Source organism: Nonomuraea sp. NPDC050451, assembly GCF_044458585.1.
On the sequence record NZ_JBITHZ010000021.1, the window covers coordinates 46,886 to 63,918 of the forward strand.

18 protein-coding genes are annotated in these 17,033 nt (G+C 71.7%); 5 read left to right on the forward strand and 13 right to left on the reverse strand.

The genetic code is table 11. The features are described from left to right. Positions 1–394: 394 nt before the first annotated feature. Together recG and ACIBI9_RS42650 are read right to left on the reverse strand one after the other, a co-directional pair. Entirely contained in the window at positions 395–2,572 is a 2,178-nt protein-coding gene (recG, locus tag ACIBI9_RS42645) for an ATP-dependent DNA helicase RecG (protein ID WP_397231294.1), read from the reverse strand. A 61-nt stretch (positions 2,573–2,633) separates the two neighbouring features. Next, positions 2,634–4,181: a DAK2 domain-containing protein gene (locus tag ACIBI9_RS42650; protein WP_397231296.1), complete on the reverse strand. Its 1,548-nt coding sequence runs from the start codon at positions 4,179–4,181 to the stop codon at positions 2,634–2,636. A gap of 217 nt (positions 4,182–4,398) precedes the next feature. Between ACIBI9_RS42650 and rpmB the strand changes: the two genes are divergently transcribed. Beyond that, the gene (rpmB, locus tag ACIBI9_RS42655; protein WP_043618345.1) at positions 4,399–4,584 is read left to right on the forward strand and encodes a 50S ribosomal protein L28; all 186 of its coding nucleotides are present in this window, start codon (positions 4,399–4,401) and stop codon (positions 4,582–4,584) included. A 66-nt stretch (positions 4,585–4,650) separates the two neighbouring features. Here the strand turns inward: rpmB and thiD are convergent, their stop codons facing one another. The 3 genes from thiD to ACIBI9_RS42670 form a co-directional block, all read right to left on the reverse strand. Next, the gene (gene thiD, locus ACIBI9_RS42660; RefSeq protein ID WP_397231298.1) at positions 4,651–5,460 is read right to left on the reverse strand and encodes a bifunctional hydroxymethylpyrimidine kinase/phosphomethylpyrimidine kinase; all 810 of its coding nucleotides are present in this window, start codon (positions 5,458–5,460) and stop codon (positions 4,651–4,653) included. A gap of 8 nt (positions 5,461–5,468) precedes the next feature. After that, positions 5,469–7,100 carry a hypothetical protein gene (locus ACIBI9_RS42665; RefSeq protein WP_397231300.1) on the reverse strand — a complete coding sequence of 544 codons (1,632 nt, stop codon included), beginning with the start codon at positions 7,098–7,100 and terminating at the stop codon, positions 5,469–5,471. A gap of 269 nt (positions 7,101–7,369) precedes the next feature. Continuing rightward, positions 7,370–8,335 carry a thiamine-phosphate kinase gene (locus ACIBI9_RS42670; RefSeq protein WP_397231303.1) on the reverse strand — a complete coding sequence of 322 codons (966 nt, stop codon included), beginning with the start codon at positions 8,333–8,335 and terminating at the stop codon, positions 7,370–7,372. A 47-nt stretch (positions 8,336–8,382) separates the two neighbouring features. Here ACIBI9_RS42670 and ACIBI9_RS42675 point away from each other — a divergent pair, with 47 nt between their 5' ends. Both ACIBI9_RS42675 and ACIBI9_RS42680 read left to right on the forward strand, forming a co-directional pair. After that, positions 8,383–8,616 (forward strand): Lrp/AsnC family transcriptional regulator, encoded by a 234-nt coding sequence (locus ACIBI9_RS42675; protein WP_106249262.1) that lies wholly within the window; start codon positions 8,383–8,385, stop codon positions 8,614–8,616. Between the two features lie 13 nt (positions 8,617–8,629). Beyond that, the gene (locus tag ACIBI9_RS42680; protein ID WP_397231305.1) at positions 8,630–9,061 is read left to right on the forward strand and encodes a DUF3515 domain-containing protein; all 432 of its coding nucleotides are present in this window, start codon (positions 8,630–8,632) and stop codon (positions 9,059–9,061) included. Between the two features lie 16 nt (positions 9,062–9,077). Here the strand turns inward: ACIBI9_RS42680 and ACIBI9_RS42685 are convergent, their stop codons facing one another. The 3 genes from ACIBI9_RS42685 to ACIBI9_RS42695 all read right to left on the reverse strand — a co-directional run bounded on the left by ACIBI9_RS42685 (position 9,078) and on the right by ACIBI9_RS42695 (position 11,970). Beyond that, positions 9,078–10,172, reverse strand: a complete 1,095-nt coding sequence (locus ACIBI9_RS42685; protein ID WP_397231307.1) for a D-alanine--D-alanine ligase family protein — start codon at positions 10,170–10,172, stop codon at positions 9,078–9,080. Between the two features lie 72 nt (positions 10,173–10,244). Next, the gene (locus ACIBI9_RS42690; RefSeq protein ID WP_397231309.1) at positions 10,245–11,255 is read right to left on the reverse strand and encodes an NAD(P)H-dependent glycerol-3-phosphate dehydrogenase; all 1,011 of its coding nucleotides are present in this window, start codon (positions 11,253–11,255) and stop codon (positions 10,245–10,247) included. Between the two features lie 4 nt (positions 11,256–11,259). After that, on the reverse strand, positions 11,260–11,970 hold the full coding sequence (locus ACIBI9_RS42695) for a lysophospholipid acyltransferase family protein (RefSeq protein WP_397231311.1): 711 nt from the start codon (positions 11,968–11,970) through the stop codon (positions 11,260–11,262). A gap of 80 nt (positions 11,971–12,050) precedes the next feature. Here ACIBI9_RS42695 and cofC point away from each other — a divergent pair, with 80 nt between their 5' ends. Further along, complete coding sequence (gene cofC / locus ACIBI9_RS42700; RefSeq protein WP_397231313.1) at positions 12,051–12,686, forward strand: 2-phospho-L-lactate guanylyltransferase; 636 nt, start codon at positions 12,051–12,053, stop codon at positions 12,684–12,686. Between the two features lie 50 nt (positions 12,687–12,736). On the opposite strand, the gene ACIBI9_RS42705 is transcribed toward cofC, so the two are convergent. Beyond that, on the reverse strand, positions 12,737–13,945 hold the full coding sequence (locus ACIBI9_RS42705; protein ID WP_397231315.1) for an MFS transporter: 1,209 nt from the start codon (positions 13,943–13,945) through the stop codon (positions 12,737–12,739). 57 nt (positions 13,946–14,002) lie between these two features. Here ACIBI9_RS42705 and ACIBI9_RS42710 point away from each other — a divergent pair, with 57 nt between their 5' ends. Next, positions 14,003–14,242 (forward strand): hypothetical protein, encoded by a 240-nt coding sequence (locus ACIBI9_RS42710; RefSeq protein ID WP_397231317.1) that lies wholly within the window; start codon positions 14,003–14,005, stop codon positions 14,240–14,242. Positions 14,243–14,327: 85 nt separating this feature from the next. Here the strand turns inward: ACIBI9_RS42710 and ACIBI9_RS42715 are convergent, their stop codons facing one another. From ACIBI9_RS42715 to leuC, 4 genes are all read right to left on the reverse strand, one after another. Beyond that, a complete protein-coding gene (locus tag ACIBI9_RS42715; RefSeq protein ID WP_185068084.1) occupies positions 14,328–14,627 on the reverse strand; it encodes an HU family DNA-binding protein in 300 nt (99 codons plus the stop codon). Positions 14,628–14,726: 99 nt separating this feature from the next. After that, the gene (locus tag ACIBI9_RS42720) at positions 14,727–14,954 is read right to left on the reverse strand and encodes a hypothetical protein (RefSeq protein ID WP_397231319.1); all 228 of its coding nucleotides are present in this window, start codon (positions 14,952–14,954) and stop codon (positions 14,727–14,729) included. Beyond that, a complete protein-coding gene (gene leuD, locus ACIBI9_RS42725; protein WP_397231321.1) occupies positions 14,933–15,520 on the reverse strand; it encodes a 3-isopropylmalate dehydratase small subunit in 588 nt (195 codons plus the stop codon). Before leuD ends, ACIBI9_RS42720 begins: the two co-directional genes overlap by 22 nt. Before the next feature lie 14 nt (positions 15,521–15,534). Beyond that, positions 15,535–16,920: a 3-isopropylmalate dehydratase large subunit gene (gene leuC, locus ACIBI9_RS42730; protein WP_397231554.1), complete on the reverse strand. Its 1,386-nt coding sequence runs from the start codon at positions 16,918–16,920 to the stop codon at positions 15,535–15,537. Positions 16,921–17,033: the final 113 nt, after the last annotated feature.

Here is a 17,033-nt window from a genome sequence, read left to right on the forward strand (position 1 = left end):
GGTCAAGAGTGGACAAGTGTCTGCCTCGAGTACGCAAGGGTGATTCACATCGGCGCGACGGGCCCGCATGATGAGTTCTGCGGCCTTCAAGGTGACCCACATGAAGGCCGACCGGCGTGATCGTGAGCCCTTCCGCACGCCGGTTCCCTCGGCACCTGACCCGAGGGTGGGCCCAGCCGGGGACGGCATTCGGGGGGAGGCCGTCCCCGCGGCTGGGTTTTTCCACTTCTGGCCGGCCTTTTCCACCGCCGCCACCCGCACCGCCCCAAGCCCGGGCAACCGCGCAAGCACCGCCCCCCAGCCCCCTGACCCGCCGCACGCATCGCGCCGAGCACCACCGCACACCATCCCGCCACACCGGCGCCCAAGACCCCAGCGCGCCACCCGACGGCGGTCAGGTCTTCTCCAGGTACTCCGCGCGTTCGTCCGCCAGCAGACGGACGATCTCCGCCCGCAACCCCTCGGACGACGTCAGGTCCGGATCCTCCTCCAGCAGCGCGGCGGCCTCGTCGCGGGCCGTGGCGATCACGTCCTCGTCCCGCAGGAGCTGCAGCAGCTTCAGCGACGACCGCTTGCCCGACTGCGCCGCCCCCAGGACGTCGCCCTCCCGCCGTTGCTCCAGGTCCACCCGCGACAGCTCGAACCCGTCCAGGGTGGCCGCCACCGCGTCGAGGCGGCCGCGGGCCGGGGTGCCCTCGGCGAAGTCGGAGACCAGGAGGCACAGCCCGGGGAGGCCGCCGCGGCCGACGCGGCCGCGGAGCTGGTGGAGCTGGGAGACGCCGAAGCGGTCGGCGTCCATGATGATCATGACGGAGGAGTTGGGGACGTCGACCCCGACCTCGATGACCGTGGTGGCCACTAGGACGTCGAGCTCGCCCCGCGTGAAGGAGCGCATGATCGCGTCCTTCTCCTCCGGCGGGAGCTTGCCGTGGAGCGTGCCGACCCGCAGGTCGTGGAAGGGGCCGCTCTTCAGGAGCTCGGCCACGTCGAGGACCGCCAGCGGCGGGCGGCGGTCGTCGTCGCCGCCGGCGGCCGCCAGGTCGCCCTCGTCGCCCTCCAGATCGCCGATGCGCGGGCACACGATGTACGCCTGCCGCCCCAGCGCCACCTCCTCCCGCACCCGCTGCCAGGTGCGTTCGAGGTAGTGGGGCTTCTCGGCGGCCGGTACGACGTGCGTGGTGATGGGGGCGCGGCCCGACGGGAGCTGGGACAGCGTCGAGATCTCCAGGTCGCCGAAGACGGTCATGGCGACCGTGCGCGGGATCGGGGTGGCCGTCATGACCAGGACGTGCGGACGCCCGCCGGCCGCCTTCTCGCGCAGGGCGTCGCGCTGCTCCACCCCGAACCGGTGCTGCTCGTCCACCACGACCAGCCCCAGGTCGGCGAACTGCACGTGCTCCTGCAGCAACGCGTGCGTGCCCACGACGATCCCCGCCGTGCCCGAGGCGGCGTCCAGCAGGGCCGCGCGGCGGGCGGCGGCGCCCATGGAGCCGGTCAGCAGCGTGACCGACGTGCCCCCGAACATGCCCCCCTGCGCCAGATCCCCGAGCATGCCGGTGATCGAGCGGTGGTGCTGCTGGGCCAGCACCTCCGTCGGGGCCAGCAGCGCCGCCTGGCCGCCCGCGTCGACCACCTGGAGCATCGCCCGCAGCGCCACCACCGTCTTGCCCGCGCCGACCTCGCCCTGCAGCAGCCGGTGCATGGGGTGCTCCAGCGCGAGGTCGGCGGCGATCTCCTCGCCGACCTGCGCCTGCCCCTCCGTCAGCGAGAACGGCAGCCGCGCGTCGAAGTCGGTCAGCAGGCCGTCGCCGCGCCTGGGCCTGGCCTTGGCGGGCAGCGCGGTGGCGGCCTGGCGCCGCCGCAGCAGCACGGCCTGCAGCACGAACGCCTCGTCGAACTTCAGCCGCTTGCGCGCCCGCCCCACCTCGGCGAAGTCCTTCGGCCGGTGGATGGCCTCCAGTGCCTCGCCCAGGTCCTGCAGCCCGTGGCGGGCCCGCAGGTCGGCGGGCAGCGGGTCGTCGAGCGGGCCCAGCGTGTCGAGCACGACGCCGACCGCGCGCCTGATCGCCCACGGCGTGACGTCCTTGCCCGCCGGATAGATCGGCACCGGCGCCGCCGCGAACTCCTCGGCGTTCGCCTCGCCCTCCTCGAACAGCTCGAACTCCGGGTGCGTGAGCTGCCAGCGCGGCTTCGACCGCGCCCCGAACAGCCCCACCTTGCCCGCGAACATGCCCCGATGCCCTGGCTTGAGCCGCGACTCGGCCACGTGGGAGCCCTTGCCGAAGAACGACAGGTAGAGCTTGTTGCCGTTTCCGTCGACGACCTCGACCTCGAGCCAGGTGCCGCCGCGGTTGCGCATGGGCTTGCGCATGAGCCTGGTCACCTCGCCGACCACGGTGACGTGCTCGTCGACCTCCAGCGCGTCGAGCGTGGTCAGCTCGCCGCGCTCGGCGTAGCGCCGGGGATAGTGGCGCAGCAGGTCGCCGACCGTCTCAAGGTCGAGCACGCTGTGCAGCAACTTGGCGGTCTTCGGGTCGAGCGCCTTCGTCAGAGGCTCGTCGAAACGGCTCACGGCATTAAGTTCTACCGCGTCGGCCCGACAGGAATCCCGTCCATCGGCCCTTGACGTCAGGTCACTCCACGCCGATCAGGAGCGGGTAGCCGCCCTGCTCGCCGTCGTACACGACCAGATCCACGTCGGGCCGCGTACCGCGCAGCTGCTCCTCCAGCCGCGCGGCGAGCCCCGGCGGCGCCTGCGCGCCCGTGACCAGGGTCACCAGCTCGCCGCCGCCGGCCACCATCCGGTCCACGACCATGGTGGCCACGCGGTCGAGCGAGGCGCCGATCATCGCGACGTCCCCGTCGATCATGCCGAGCACGTCCCCGGGGCGGCACAGCCCCGCGCTCGTCATCGCCTCCCGGTCCGCCACGGTCACGTGTCCGTACCGCGTGTGCCCCGCCGCGTCCGTCATCGCCACCACGTCGTCGTCGAAGCGGCGCAGCGGATCATGTACGGCCAGCGCCGCCAGCCCCTGCACGGTCGCCTTCGTCGGCAGCACGCTGACCACGGCCCCGTCCTCGCGGGCGATCTCCGCGGCCGCGGCGGCGACCGACCTGACGCCCTCGTCGTTCGGCAGGACCGCGACCTCGCTGCCCGCCTGCCTGATCGCGGCCAGCATGGCGGGCAGGGTGGGCCGGGTGCCGGGCTCGCGGCGTACGACGACCGCGCCGCACTCCTCGAACAGCGCCGCGATCCCGTCCCCCGCGGCCACCGCCACCACGCCCCGGCCCGCGCTGCCGCGGTGGGTGCGCTCGGCCAGGTACGTGATCCTGATCCGGTGCGGCCGCCCGGCCCGCACCCCGGCCTCGACGGCGGGACCGGCCTCGGCCACGTGGACGTGCACGTTCCAGAGCCCGCCGCCGCCGACCACGACCAGCGAGTCGCCCATGGCGTCGAGCTCCTCTCGCAGCACGGCCACCGCGGCGTCGTCGGCGTCCAGCAGGTACATCACCTCGTACCCCACCCCCACCTCGGCCATCGGCGCGACCCGCGAGGTCGGCGCGGGCACGTCGTAGTGATCGCTGTAGGAGTCGGTGAGCACGGAGGCCAGCGTCTCCAGCACGATCGCCGCGCCCGCGCCGCCCGCGTCCACCACGCCGCTGCGGGCCAGCACGTCCAGCTGGGCAGGCGTACGGCGCAGCGCGGCGCGGGCCTCGCCCGCCGCCTGCCGCGCCACCTCCCGAAGATCGTCCCCGTCCACGTCCTGTACGGCTCGCGCGGCGGACTCGAGCACGCTCAGCACCGTGCCCTCCACCGGCCTGGCCACCGCCTCCCTGGCCAGCACGGCGGCCCTGAGCAGCCCGGCCCGCAGGTCGGAGCCGTCTTTCAGCACCTCGGCGAGGCCGCGTAACGCCTGGCTGACGATCACGCCGGAGTTGCCGCGGGCCCCGACCAGCGCGCCGTACGAGAGCGTCTGCCACACCACGGCCGCGTCCACGTCGTCGGGCAGCGACTCGACGGCCTCGGCCGCGGACAGCATGGTCAGGTGCAGGTTGGTGCCGGTGTCGCCGTCGGCCACGGGGAAGACGTTCAGCGCGTCGATCTCGGTCCTGGCCCGGCCGAGCGCGTCGGCGGCCAGGCGGGCCCAGCGGCGCACGGCCGGCGGGTCGAGGATCTTCATCTGCACCCTCACCCTCCGACTCGGCCAATTGCCAGGCCCGAATGCGCTACGGTTGTCGATGGAGAATATCGCCGCTGGGGCTCCGGTCCAGCGTTCCAGTTCGCGCCCATCGGTGTGGATCGGATATTCTCGTCTGGCTGGCCGGTTGTCCCGGCATGCCCTCCGCCCGGAAAGCATCAGCGGACAGGGCTACATCGACTGTTTTAAGGAGCGAACCGTGGCTTCCGTCTGCGATGTCTGCCGCAAGGGCCCGACCTTCGGCAACAACGTGTCCCACTCCCACCGCCGTACCCGTCGTCGTTGGAACCCCAACATCCAGACGGTCCGCGCGGTCGTCGGCGGCACGCCGAAGAAGCTGAATGTGTGCACCTCGTGCATCAAGGCGGGCAAGGTCACCCGCTAGTCCCACACTTTCGCGCAAGCCCGTAGCTCCCGACGAGGGAGCCGCGGGCTTGCGCGTTTTCGTCCCTTACGCCAGGCGCCAGCGCCAGGCGTGGTCCACCGGGCCGATGCCGCCTCCCAGGGGGAAGCCGCGGGCGATCGCGCCCGTCACGTACTCCTTCGCCTTCCCCACGGCCTCCGGCACGTCGTCGCCCAGCGCGAGCCGGGAGGCGATGGCCGAGGCCAGCGTGCAGCCCGTGCCGTGGGTGTGGCGGTTGTCGAGGCGCTCGGCGGCGAAGCGGTACTCGTCCGTGCCGTCCGTGAGCAGGTCCACAGGTGCGCCTGGCAGGTGGCCGCCCTTGATCAGCGCCCATTTGGGCCCGAGCTCCAGAACGGCGTCGGCCGCCGTCCGCAGCCCGTCCTCGTCCTCCACCTTGACGGAGGTGAGCTGCTCCACCTCCCACAGGTTCGGGGTCACCACGGTGGCCACGGGCAGCAGCCGCGTGCGCAGCGTGTCGACGGCCTCGGGCGCGAGCAGCGAGTCGCCGTGCTTCGACACCCCCACGGGGTCCACGATCACCGGCGCGGCGTACGAGCCGAGCGCGTCGGCCACGACCTCGACCAGCGCGGGGGAGGCCAGCATGCCGGTCTTCACCGCCTGGGCGCCGATGTCGCCCAGGACCGAGTCGAGCTGCGCGCGTACGGCCTCGGGCGGCAGCTCCCAGTAGCCCTGGACGCCCAGGGAGTTCTGAGCCGTCACCGCGGCGATGACGCTCATGCCGTGGACGCCCATGGCCAGCATGGTCTTCAGGTCGGCCTGGATGCCCGCGCCGCCCCCGGAGTCGGAGCCGGCGACGGTCAGCACGCGTGGAGGGGTCGAAACCGTCATGTCCCCCATCCAACCACTCAGCTGATGGCGCAGTCCCCGCTGACCAGCCCGCAGTTGGCGGCCTTCTGGCCCCTGCCCGAGGCGGTGAACGAGACGTTCACCGAGTCACCGGCCGACAGCGACGCCGACAGGTCGAGGATCAGCAGATCGCCGTCCTGCGTCCACTGGGCGCCGGTCACGGTCATGACATCGCCCTCGACCGGGACGGAGACCGTCGGGTTCTCCAGCGTCTCCTGGGAGGTGTTCGAGAGCGTCATGTCGGCCTGGTAGCTGAGCAGGCGCTGCTTGATGGTCTGTTTGATGTTCATCGCGCCGCTCTGGCCGGACCCGAAGGTGTCCGTGTTGGACGGGATCGGGGTGCTGCCGCCGTTGCTCACCCCGCCACCGGTGTCGGAGTCGTCCAGCGTCGAGGGCTCCTCGGTCGGCGTCTCGGAGGCGAGCTCCTCGACGGGCGGCGTCGGCTCCTTCGTCGGCTTCGCGGACGTCTTCACCTTGGTCTTGGTGGGCGTCGGCGTCGCGGAGGCGGTGCGGCGCGGCGGCGTACGGGCGCTGTACGAGGCCGTCGGGGACGGGGTCTGGGACTGCGTCGGCTCGTCCGCCGACTCCTCCTCGGACGGCTCCTCCTCCGGCGCGGTCTCCTCTTCGGCCGGCTGGGAGGCCGCGGGGCCCGGCTGGTTGTTCGTCGCCTGGACGGCGGCGCAGGTCGCGCCCGAGCACTTGTCGGGCGTACCCGACGAGCTCATGAACTTGACCCCCGCCACGGTGCCGCCGAGCACGACGGCGACCGCCGCGACCGACAGCAGCGCGACCCGGCCCTTGCCGCCACCCGAGGACGGGGGCGGGGTGAGCACGTCGCCGCCGCCGCGTCCGCCCTTACGGCGCCCGCGGCGGCCCTTGGGCTCGTCCGGCTCGTCGAGGCCGGAGTCGGCCGCCCAGTCGGAGGCGAGGAATCCGGTCTCGGCGTTCGCCCAGGCGGGCGCCTGCTGCACGGCCGTGGGCTCCCCGGCCACCTTGACGTCCCCGGGTTCGGGCGGACCGGGCGACATGGGCACCGCGCCGGTACGGTCGCCGGGCCCGTCGAACGGCCCGTCGAACGGCCCGGGCCGATCGCCGGGAGGTGGTCCGCCGAAGGCGCCACCCGGCACGTCGGGACCGTCGAAGAAGGCCGTGCGCTCCATGGGCCCGTCAAAGGGGCCAGGCGTCTCGAAGGGGCCTCGCCCGGCGGCCGGGCCCGGGCTCGGGCCTGCAGGGCCGGGCGGAGCGTCCGGGCCGCCGAAGAAGGCCGTACGCTCGGCGGGCCCTTCCATGGGAGCCGCCGCGTCAAAAGGGCCCCGCCCGGCGGGCGCGCCCGGGTTGCCGGGGCCGTCGAAAAAGGCCGTGCGCTCCATGGCCCCGTCAAAGGGACCGGGGCGGTCGGCGTCGAAAGGGCGGTCGCCCGGTTGGTCCCACTCCGGCGGCCGGGCGAAGGCGCCCGTCGTCTCGAACGGCCCGGCCTCCTCCCCAGGACCCGGCTGCGGGAAGCCACGCACGGGGTCGTTGGCAGGGGGGAAGCCGCCGGCGGGGTCGTTGGGCAGCGCGAAGGCACCGGTGGTCTCGAACGGCTCGGACTGCGGCCCGCGCGGAAGCGGTCCGTCAGTGCGCCGCGGCATGGGAGCCCACTGGCCCGTCACCTCGGGTTCGTCCGGCAGCGAAGGCCAGCCCGGCGGCTCGGCCTGCTCGTCAGGACCCCAGAATGCGCTGTTGTTCCCCCGTTCATCCCCGTCGTCGGATCCACCTGTGCCGTGGCGGCCCATGGCTGCCCTTTCTCGCGGTTACAGTGGCCGCCAATCTTCATAACACCTTCGCGACACCCTTGTCACAGTAATCCCCGGAGTCCCACCACAAATCCGGAAAATGTCACTCAAATTGGGACAAGTCATCACCGAAAGTGATCCCAGCCGCGCCGGCCGATCTCCCGCCCGTACACGAGCACGCCCTCGCCCTCGACCACCCGGCCCACGACCTGCCACGACGGCGGCAGACGTACCTCTGCGGGGAAGACCGCGGCGAGCGCATGATCCTCACCACCCGTGAGCACCCACTCCAGCGGATCGGCCCCCAATTCCTTGGCCGCGACCGAAACCGGCTCCCCCACGGCGAAGGCCTGCGGGTCCAGCTCGATACGTACGCCACTGGCCTTGGCGACGTGGCCGAGGTCCTGCAGCAGCCCGTCGCTGACGTCCAGCATCGCGCTCGCGCCCAGCTCGGCCGCCCCGGGCCCCATCGCGTACGGAGGGCTGGGCCGCCGATGCGCGACCACGACCTCCTCCAGTACGGGGTTCTCCGGCACGCCCGCCTCCAGCAGCGCCCACCCGGCGGCGGCGTACCCCAGCCGCCCGGTCACCGCCACCACCTGCCCGGGCCGGGCGCCCGAGCGCGTCAGGGGAGCCCGTCCGCCCAGGTCACCCAGCGCGGTCACCCCGATGACCACCAGCTCGCACCGCGTGATGTCGCCCCCGGCGACGCTCGCCCCGACCACCGCACACTCGTCGCGGAACCCGTCCGTCAGCGCGTCCAGCCACGCCAGCGGCAGGTCGGCGGGCACGCCCAGCCCGACCACGAGGGACGTCGGTTCGGCGCCCATGGCTGCCACGTCGGCGAGGTTCTGGGCGGCGGCCTTACGCCCCACGTCGTAACCGCTGGACCAATCCCGCCGAAAATGTCTACCCTCGATCAGCAAATCCGTTGAGACCACGACCCGGCCGTCCGGCGCGCTGACCACGGCGGCGTCGTCACCCGGACCGAGCATTACCGCCGCACCCTGGGGCAGACGTCCGGTAATCCGATTTATCACTCCGAATTCGCCGAGATCTCCGACTGTGATGACGCACCTCCTGACGCACACAGGGTACGGTGGCCCTTCGGCGTGATCCAATCGCCCGGGAGGACGTGATGGTGCAGGCCTACATCCTTATTCAGACCGAGGTCGGCAAGGCCGCTGCCGTGGCTCGCGAGATTTCCGGGATTCCCGGGGTCACTCAGGCGGAAGACGTGACGGGGCCCTACGACGTGATCGTGCGCGCGGAGGCCAACAACGTCGACGAGCTGGGCAAGCTCGTCGTCGCGCAGATTCAGGCGGTGGAAGGGATCACGCGTACTCTTACGTGTCCGATCGTCCACATTTGAAGGTAGTCGTCGCATGCGTGCCGCCGCCGCCCTGCTCGTTCTCCTCGCGCTCGCCGGTTGCGGCGGCACCGTACAGGTCGATCCGCCCAAGCCGACGGGCGAGGCGGTGACGGCCTGCGGCAAGCTGGCGACGCTGCTGCCCCAGACGCTCGACGGCGACCGGCGTGGCATGTCCACGCCCGAGTCGCCGTACGTGGCCGTCTGGGGCGACGGGTCCATCGCACTGCGCTGCGGCGTGCCCAGGCCCACCAGGATGGCGCCCACCGACCAGCTCCAGGAGATCGGCGGGGTGGGCTGGTTCGCCGATCCCGACAGGCCCACGTTGTTCACCGCGGTCACGGACGCGGCCTACGTGGAGGTCACGGTCGGCGGCGAGCACGTGGCCGCCGAGGTGCTCGCGGACCTGTCGAAGCCGATCGCCCAGGTCTCGCCCCCGTCCCTGTGACGGCGCCCCCTAAATCTCAACGCAGTCCTGCCGAGCGCGACAGCGCGAGCTGGACGAGCCGGTCGACCAGCGCCGGGTAGTCCAGCCCCGAGGCGGCCCAGAGCTGCGGCGCCACCGACAGCGACGTGAACCCGGGCATGGTGTTGATCTCGTTGAAGATCAGCTCGCCCTCGGGCGTGTAGAAGAAGTCGACCCGCGCGAGCCCCTCGCAGTCGAGCGCCTCGAACGCGCGCACCGCCATGGCCCGCAGCTGCTCGGCCGCCTCCTCGGGGAGGTCGGCGGGCACGGTGAGCGACATCTGGTCCGGGTAGTACTTCGCCTCGAAGTCGAAGAACTCCTGACCGCCCTCGACCTTCACCTCGCCGGGCAGCGACGCGACCGCGGGCTCGTCGCCGAGCGACTCCAGCACCGCGCACTCGATCTCGCGGCCCACGATGGCGGCCTCGATGAGCACCTTGGGGTCGTGCTGCCTGGCGAACTCCACGGCCGCCTCCAGCTCGCCAAGATCGTGGGCCTTGGAGATGCCCTGCGAGGACCCGGCCCTGGCGGGCTTGACGAAGACCGGCCAGCCGAGCCCCTCGGCCTCCTTCAGCACGCGGTCGCGGTCGAGCCGCCAGTCGCGGTCGCGTACGACGACGTGGCGGCCGGTCGGCAGCCCGGCGGCGGCCATCACGGTCTTCATGTGGGCCTTGTCCATGCCCACCGCGCTGGCCAGCACGCCCGAGCCGACGTAGCGCACCCCCGCCATCTCGAGCAGGCCCTGGATGGTGCCGTCCTCGGCGAACGGGCCGTGCATCACGGGGAACACCACGTCCACCGCACCGAGCTCCACGGGGATGCTGCCGGGGTCGTACGCCACCAGCGAACTCCCACCGGACGGCAGCGCCAGCGCCGCGCCCGAGGTGTCGACGACCGGCAGCTCACCAGACTCGATGGCGAACCGCTGGTCGGAAGCCGCCAGCACCCACCTGCCGTCCTGGGCGATCCCGATGGGGATCACCTCGTACTTGCTCCTGTCGATCGCATCCAGCACACTGCCCGCGCCCATCAGGGACACGGCGTGCTCCGAATTGCGGCCTCCGAAAACAACGGCGACGCGTGGCTTGCTCATGGTGTCCGAATCTACCGGGGTGTCCCGGTCACAGCGAGCCGAGCACGCCGTAATCAGGACTTTCTCACATCCTCACACCCCGTACCGCTCCGGTTTGGGCGATCGGGACATCAGCAACATGCCCGCCTCCGCCGGTGACATGCCGTCGTGCACGACCCCGACGACGACCTCGGTGATCGGCATCTCGACGTCGTGCTTCCTGGCCAGCTCCAGCACGGACTCGCAGGACTTCACGCCCTCGGCGGTCTGCTTGGTGGCGGCCACGACCTCGGCGAGGGTCATGCCCCTGCCCAGGTTCTCGCCGAAGGTGCGGTTGCGCGACAGCGGCGAGGTGCAGGTCGCCACGAGGTCTCCCATGCCGGCGAGCCCCGCGAACGTGTGCTGGTCGGCCCCCAGGGCCGCGCCCAGGCGGGAGATCTCGGCCAGCCCTCTGGTGATGAGCATGGCGCTGACGTTGTCGCCCATGCCCATGCCCGCGGAGACGCCCACGGCCAGGGCGATCACGTTCTTGACCGCGCCGCCCAGCTCGACGCCGACCACGTCGTGGTTGGTGTACGGGCGGAACCACGGCGGCAGGTGGCAGATCGCCTGCAGCCGGGCGGCGACCGACTCGTCGGCGCAGGCGACGACGGTGGCGGCGGGCTGGCGCTCAGCGATCTCCCTGGCCAGGTTGGGCCCGGAGACGACCGCGACCCGCTCCTCGGGCACCTCCGCGACCTCGCGGATCACCTCGCTCATCCGCTTGGCCGTGCCCAGCTCGATGCCCTTCATCAGGCTCACCAGGACCGCGTTCGGCGGGATGTGCTCGCGCCAGGCGGCCAGGTTGGGCCGCAGCTGCTGCGACGGGACGGCCAGCACCACGAACTCGGCCCCTTCGAGCGCCCGAGCCGGGTCGGTCGTGGCGCGCAGCTTCTCCGGGAGGGGGATGCCCGGCAGGTAGTCGGGGTTGACGTGGTCGCGGTCGATCGCCTCGACCAGCTCCCGCCTGCGCCCCCAGAGCGTGACCTCGTTGCCTGCCTCGGCCAGGATCATCGCGAACGTGGTCCCCCACGAACCCGTGCCGAAAACGGCCACCTTTGTCATGCCATCACCCCTGGGCCGGATCGTAGGGAGTCTCGGGGGCCTTCTCGCCACGCAGCTCGGCGAGCTGCTGGGTGATCGCGGCCGTGATGTCGGCCGTCGCCGCGCGCAACACCTCCGCGTGCAGCGGCTGGCCTGCGTACTTCGACAGGTCCACCGGTGGGCCCACCGTCACGCGGAACGTCTTGCGCGGGAACAGTCTGGGCTTCTTCTCCCCGTACGGCAGCAACTCATGCGCGCCCCAGTGGGCCACCGGGATGACCGGCGCACCGCTCTCCAGCGCCAGCCGGGCCGCGCCCGTCTTGCCCACCATGGGCCACAGGCCGGGGTCGCGGGTGCAGGTGCCCTCGGGGTAGAACAGGATCGCGCCGCCGTCCTTGAGCCGCTGAGCCGAGATGTGCAGGGACTTCGCCGCCTCGGCGCTGCCCCGGTCGACGGGGATGGCCAGCAGCGCCGTCACCGCCCTGCCCAGGAACGGCACCTTGAACAGAGCGGACTTGGCCAGGATTACCGGCCAGCGCCCGTTGTTGTAGAGGAAGTGCGACAGCAGGACCGGATCAGTCCAGGAGAGGTGATTGGTCGCGATGATCACACCGCCGGTGCGCGGGATGCGCTCCCCATTACGCCAGTCCCTCTTGACCAGGAGCCAGGACAGCGGTTTCACGATGACGACTGCCAGGGTTTCCCAGAAACGCGATGGTCGCGCGGGGCGGCTCATGGTCTCCTCCAACACGTACGGGATGCGCCCCAAGTCTCCCGGTTGGCCGCGCGGGATGTCGAGGCGGGATGCTTAAGACTATGAGCATCCGCTGGTCGCTGGTCATCCCGGTGAAGACGCTGGTCGCGGCGAAGACGAGGCTGGCGGCGGCGACGGGTCCGCACCGGACCAGGCTGGCCGTGGCCGTGGCGAGTGACACGGTGGCGGCGGCGCTCTCGTGCGCGCGGGTCGCCCGGGTGATCGTGGTGACGGCCGACCCCGCCGCGGCCGGGCCGCTGGGCGCGCTGGGTGCCGAGGTGGTGCCCGATCCTGATCGCGGCCTGAACACCGCCCTGCGCACCGGGGCCGCCCATGCCGTACGCGTCGCGCCCGGCGACGCGGTGGGGGCGCTGCAGGCGGACCTGCCCGCCCTGCGGTCGTCGGAGCTGGGGACGGCGCTGGAGGCCGCGGCCGAGTTCGACCAGTCCTTCGTGCCGGACGCGCTCGACGTCGGGACGACCTTCTACGGGGTGCGGCCCGGGATGCCGTTCACACCGAGGTTCGGCGGGGAGTCGCGGGCCAAGCACCTGGCGGGCGGGGCGAAGGAGCTGTGCGTGCCGGGGATCGACTCGGTGCGGCGGGACGTGGACACGCCCGACGACCTGCGCGCGGCCATCGCGCTGGGCCTCGGCCGCCACACGGCCGCGGTGGTCGCCGAGCTGTGGCCCGGCTCATGAGACGGCCGGGCTCATGAGGTTCGCCGGGCTCCGGGCTTCCTGCCACGGGCTCATGAGGCGGTCGCGGGTGTCTTCATGATGGCGGGCGAGGTCGCCACGGCCAGGTGCGCCACGCCCATCAGGGCCACGCCCGCGGCGAAGACCGCGTAGCCGCCCAGCCACTCCCCCAGCGCGCCGCCGGCCAGCCCGCCCAGCGGGTACGCCCCCCACATGAGGAAGCGCATGCTGGCGTTGACCCGGCCCATCAGGTGGTCGGGCGTGATGCGCTGGCGGTAGCTGAGCTGGGCCACGCCGAAGATCGAGCTGGCCGCGCCGAACAGCGACGAGGCCAGCGGGAAGATCAGCAGCCGCCAGCCGGGGCCGGTCGCCAGCGCGGGCAGGTAGAGCACGGTCGCCAGGACGGCGGAGCCGTACAGGGTGGGGCCGCTGCCGAAGCGCGCGGTGACGCGGGCCACCAGAGCGGCGCCCACGAGGGAGCCGACGGCGGCGGCCGACAGCAGCAGCCCGTACTGGGCCGAGCCGACCCCTAGCTCCTTGAACAGGTAGAGCGGCAGTCCGACCGTCGAGATGCCGTTGGCCGTCATGACGAGCGCGCCCACGACCGCGACCCTGCGCAGCACCCGCTCTCCCGCGACGAACCTGATGCCCTCCGCCACCTCCTGGCGCAACCTCCGCTCGCCTCGCCGCGGGCTCTCCTCGGCGCGCACGCCCGACAGCAGGAGCGCGGAGAGGAGATAGCTGACGGCGTCGGCGAGCAGCGCGATCGGCGCGGTGAACACGGCCACCGCCCAGCCCCCGACGCCCGGTCCCGCGAGCAGCGAGGTGTTCCTGGTGACCTCCAGGACGCCGTTGCCGCGTTCGAGGCGCTCCTTGGTCACGACGGCGGGCAGGAAGCTCATGTGGGCGACGTCGAAGAAGACCGTGCCCACGCCCAGCACCAGCGCGACCGCGTACAGCTGCGGCAGCGTCAGCACGTCGAGCCAGGCCGCCACCGGGACCGACAGCAGCGCCACGCCACGCATGACATCGGACCAGATGAGGATCGGGCGGCGCCGCATCCGGTCCACCCACACGCCGGCGGGCAGCCCGATCAGCAGGAAAGCGAGCATCTGGGCCGCCGACAGCAGGCCGAGCTGGAAGGCTCCGGCGTCCAGGGCGAGGAGCGCCGCCAAGGGGAGGGCCACCACCGTGACCTGCGTCCCCATCTGCGTGATGGCGTTCGCCCACGCGAACCGCCAGAAATCGCCCGTACGCCCCATATTTCACGATCTTTGCGGCCTGGCCGGGTGAGGGGCAAACGAATTACGCTGATCAGCGTGCAGGGAACGGTACGCAGCTTCGACGAGGCCACGCGCTCGGGGACGGTGTTCCTCGACGACGGGACCGTGCTGGAGTTCGGCACGCCCGCCTTCGACGCGGGGCCGCTGCTGCTGCTGCGCACGGGGCAGCGGGTCAACCTCGGGATGTCCGGCGGGCAGATCGCCTACATCACGCTCTCGACCTTCCCGGTCCCCGATGCCTTCAGCGGCCGGCCGCCGGCGGGCGATTCCGAGTAACTTTTGCCGGGTCCCGACCCGGCCGATTGCGGGCCGAAATGCGAAACGCCCGGGCCGATGGCCCGGGCGGAAGCGCGTGCTGGGTTTACTTCTTCTTTCCGACTTTCTTGCCGCCCTGGTTGACCAGTTCCTTGAAGTCGGACCCCGGGCGGAACTTCGGCCCCCAGCTCTCGGGAACGTTGATTTCCGCGCCGGTCGACGGGTTCCTGGCCGTGCGGGCGGGCTTGTTCACCATCTCGAATGCGCCGAAGCCCGTGATCGAGACCTTGTCGCCGCTCGCCACGGCCTTCTGGATGGTGTCGATGACCGCGTTCACGGCCTCGGTGGCCGTCTTCCTGTCGCCCACCCGATCCGCGATGGCCTCGACGAGTTCTCGCTTGTTCATGAAAGTCCTGCTCCCCCAGTTACGGCTCGGGGTTCCAGCTCACGAGTTCGCCCTAGAAACCCCTTACGGGCTTGAAAGTAGGCGGGATCGCGGGTGAACTCAATCACCTGGCGCGTTTTCCTCACTACGTGGCGTGTCGAGAGAGGCCAGAAAGGCGTCGAGGCGGGCGGCGGCCCTTTCCGGGTCACGCTTCGCCAGATCGCAAATCGCGAGGTAGCGGCGGGCCAGCCGGTCCTTCTCGGCCGCGGGGAGCATGCGGACGCGGCGGTGCGCCTCGCGCAACCGCCGCGCCAGTTCGTCGTCTTCTAGACGGTCGTCGGCAGCCATGGCTGCCGACCATTCTCGTACGTCGCCACTTCGTCGGCGTGACGCAGGGTCAGCCCGATGTCGTCGAGGCCCTCCATGAGCCGCCAGCGGGTGTAGTCGTCGATCTCGAACGACACGACCTCATCGGCCCAGCGGACCTGGCGTTCGGCCAGGTCGACGGTGATCTCGAGCTTCGGGTCGGTCTCGACGGCCGCCTGCAGCGCCTCGACCTTGTCGCCCGGCAGGACGACCGGCAGCAGGCCCATCTTGGTGGAGTTGTTGCGGAAGATGTCGCCGAAGCGGGCGGCGATCACGACGCGGAACCCGTACTGCTGCAGCGCCCAGACCGCGTGCTCACGCGAGGAGCCGGTGCCGAAGTCGGGGCCGGAGACGAGGATCGAGCCGCCCTCGTAGGACGGGTCGTTCAGCACGAACGTCGGGTCCTCGCGCCAGGCCGCGAACAGGCCCTTCTCGAACCCCGTGCGGCTGACCTGCTTGAGCCAGACGGCCGGGATGATCTGGTCGGTGTCGACGTTGCTGCGGCGCAGCGGCACCGCCGTACCGGTGTGGGTGGTGAAGGCTTCCATCGGTCCAGGTCTCCTTACAGGTCGGCGGGCGCGGTCAGACGGCCGGTGACGGCGGTCGCGGCGGCGACCTGCGGCGACACCAGGTGGGTGCGGCCACCCTTGCCCTGGCGGCCCTCGAAGTTGCGGTTGGAGGTGGAGGCGCTGCGCTCGCCGGGCTGGAGCGTGTCGGGGTTCATGCCCAGGCACATCGAGCAGCCGGCCTCGCGCCACTCGGCGCCGGCGGCCTTGAACACCTCGTGCAGGCCCTCCTGCTCGGCCTGCAGCTTGACCAGCATCGAGCCGGGCACGATCAGCGTGCGGGTCTTCACCTGGCGGCCGCGCAGGATCTCGGCGGCCGAGCGCAGGTCCTCGATGCGGCCGTTGGTGCACGAGCCGACGAACACCGTGTCGACCTCGATCTCACGCAGCGGCGTGCCGGCGGTCAGGCCCATGTACTCCAGCGCCCGCTCGGCGGCCGAGCGCTCGACCGGGTCGGAGAAGCTCTCCGGGGACGGCACGGACTCGCCCAGCGGCAGGCCCTGACCCGGGTTGGTGCCCCACGTGACGTACGGGGTCAGCGTCGAGGCGTCGATCTCCACGACCTTGTCGAACACGGCGTCGTCGTCGGTGCGCAGCGTCTTCCAGTACTCGACGGCCTGGTCCCACGCCTCGCCCTCGGGCGCGTGCGGGCGGCCCTTCAGGTACTCGAACGTGGTCTCGTCCGGCGCGATCATGCCGGCGCGGGCGCCCGCCTCGATCGACATGTTGCAGACCGTCATGCGGCCCTCCATGGAGAGCTTGCGGACGGCCTCGCCGCGGTACTCGACGATGTAGCCCTGGCCGCCGCCGGTGCCGATCTTGGCGATGATGGCCAGGATCAGGTCCTTGGCGGTCACGCCGGCGGGCAGCTCGCCGGAGACCTCGATCGCCATCGTCTTCGGCCGGTACGCGGGCAGCGTCTGCGTGGCCAGCACGTGCTCGACCTCGGAGGTGCCGATGCCGAACGCGATGCCGCCGAACGCGCCGTGCGTCGAGGTGTGGGAGTCACCGCACACGATCGTCATGCCCGGCTGCGTCAGCCCGAACTGCGGGCCGATGATGTGCACCACGCCCTGACCGGCGTCGCCCATCGGATGGAGCCTGATGCCGAACTCGGCGGCGTTCTTGCGCAGCGTCTCGACCTGCGTCTTGGACACCGGGTCGGAGATCGGGCCAAGCACGGTCGGCACGTTGTGGTCCTCGGTGGCGATCGTGAGATCGGGCCGCCGCACCTTCCGGCCGGCGAGACGGAGCCCGTCGAACGCCTGCGGGCTGGTCACCTCGTGAATGAGGTGCAGGTCGATATAGAGCAGGTCCGGTTCGCCCTCGGCACGCCGGACTACGTGCTGCTCCCAGACCTTCTCGGCCAGTGTGCGGCCCATGATCTCCTCCTGTTTGTTCGCGATGCGCCATCGCACCGCTTGCTCAGCCCCGGTCCCGCCGGTCGCCGCTCCGGGGGACCAGCGCTCCCTCCGCGCCTTCTGCGATGCTGCGC